Origin of the sequence: Deinococcus yavapaiensis KR-236, from assembly GCF_003217515.1 — a bacterium.
Classification (GTDB): domain Bacteria; phylum Deinococcota; class Deinococci; order Deinococcales; family Deinococcaceae; genus Deinococcus_A; species Deinococcus_A yavapaiensis.
In genome coordinates this window covers 1-2,009 of sequence record NZ_QJSX01000039.1, presented here as the reverse complement: position 1 = coordinate 2,009, position 2,009 = coordinate 1, and the positions used below count along the sequence as shown (strand labels likewise).

At 63.9% G+C, this 2,009-nt stretch carries 2 protein-coding genes; both read right to left on the bottom strand.

Annotation, left to right across the window (positions count from 1 at the left end; genetic code table 11):
* A partial coding sequence (locus DES52_RS22375) for a hypothetical protein (protein ID WP_146237433.1) occupies window positions 1–569 on the bottom strand: 569 nt, incomplete at its 3' end.
* A 9-nt stretch (window positions 570–578) separates the two neighbouring features.
* Window positions 579–2,009, bottom strand: a 1,431-nt coding sequence (locus DES52_RS22370) for a putative Ig domain-containing protein (protein WP_211317990.1), incomplete at its 5' end; no start/stop codon positions are given.

Below are 2,009 nucleotides of genomic sequence, written 5' to 3'. Positions count from 1 at the left end.
TTCACGTCCAAGCAGTGCCGCACCCCGAAGCCCCACGGGAAGCTGTTGGCGAAGGCACTCACTTCGCTTTCGCTGAACAGTTGCAAGTCCGCGCCGAGCGGTTCGACCGCACTCGCTCCTTGCATGCGGTGCGTGGGTCGCAGGCTGCGCGCGACGTCCACGCTGGTGATGGCCGCTCCTGCGGCGTTGCGCATGGAGACGATGGCGGTGTCGCTGATGGTGCTGGCGTTGTCGAGGGCGAGGAAAGTGATGTTTTTGAGTTCGCTGTTGAGGGTGCTGCCTTTGCCGTTTCGCACTTTGAGGTGCGAGTACAGGTAGCGGGTGCCGCCTGCGTCGAAGTAGGGGGTGGTGGTGGGGACGACTTGCACGTCGAGACCGGCGGGGATGCTGGTGAGGTCGAGGGCGCGCAGGGTGTCCGCGTCGGGTCGCACCCACTGCACGGCGGCGTCCTGCCCGGCCGTGACTTCCACCAAGCCCAGCACGCGAGGACCGGTGGGAGGTTGAGGTGGCGTAGCGCAGCCGACGAGGAGTGCTACGGCCAGCAGGGAAACGTTCTTGGTCATATTCATGGGCCTCTCCTACGGCAGGTACCGCACCAAGGCGAAGTCATAGGTCCAGCCGTTGACGGCGTACCCAGCGGCGACGAGCTTCCCATCCGACTGCACCACCAACGCGTTGGCGATGCCACCCGACGTCCCGATGGGCGTGGTGATCTTGCCGCCCGAGCCGAAGGTGGTGTCGAGCGTGCCGTTGCTGTTGTACCGCACCAACGCGACGTCGGTGTTCGAGTCGTTGGCGTACCCGGCGGCGACGAGCTTCCCATCCGACTGCACCACCAACGCGCTGGCGATGTCATCCGACGTCCCGATGGGCGTGGTGATCTTGCCGCCCGAGCCGAAGGTGGTGTCGAGCGTGCCGTTGCTGTTGTACCGCACCAACGCAAAGTCATAGGTCGTGCCGTTGTAGGTGTACCCGGCGGCGACGAGCTTCCCATCCGACTGCACCACCAACGCGCTGGCGATGTCATCCGACGTCCCGATGGGCGTGATGACCTTGCCGTTCGAGCCGAAGGTGGTGTCGAGCGTGCCGTTGCTGTTGTACCGCACCAACGCGACGTCCCAGCTTGAGCCGTTGACGGCGTACCCAGCGGCGACGAGCTTCCCGTCGGATTGCATCACCAACGCGCGGGCATAGTCATCCGACGCATAGTCATCCGACGTTCCGACGGGCGTGATGACCTTGCCGTTCGAGCCGAAGGTGGTGTCGAGGGTGCCGTTGCTGTTGTACCGCACCAACGCGAAATCGTAGTTCGTGCCGTTGAGGGTATACCCAGCGGCGACGAGCTTCCCGTCCGACTGCACCACCAACGCGTAGGCAAAGTCATTCGACGTTCCGATGGGCGTGGTGACCTTGCCGCCCGAGCCGAAGGTGGTGTCGAGCGTGCCGTTGCTGTTGTACCGTACCAACGCGAAATCGTAGTTCGAACCGTTGTAGGTGTACCCGGCGGCGACGAGCTTCCCATCCGACTGCACCACCAACGCGCTGGCGATGTCATTCGACGTTCCGATGGGCGTGGTGACCTTGCCGTTCGTGCCGAAGGTGGTGTCGAGGGTGCCGTTGCTGTTGTACCGCACCAACGCGACGTCGGTGGTCGTGCCGTTGTAGCCGTTGTAGGTGTACCCGGCGGCGACGAGCTTCCCATCCGACTGCACCACCAACGCGCTGGCGATGTCATCCAACGTCCCGATGGGCGTGGTGATCTTGCCGCCCGTGCCGAACGTCGTGTCAAGCAAGCCACTCGTCGAGTTCACGGTGATCGTGATCGTCTTCGATGCGGTGCCGCCACCGCTGTTGGTGACTTGGAAGGTCACGCTCGTCGTTCCTGCCGTGCTTGGCGTGCCACTCACGACGCCGGTACTGCTATTCAAGGACAAGCCAGCGGGGAGCGTGCTGCCTTGAGCGAGGCTGTACGTCAACGCCAGATTTTGCGGGTCGGAGGCCGTGACGTT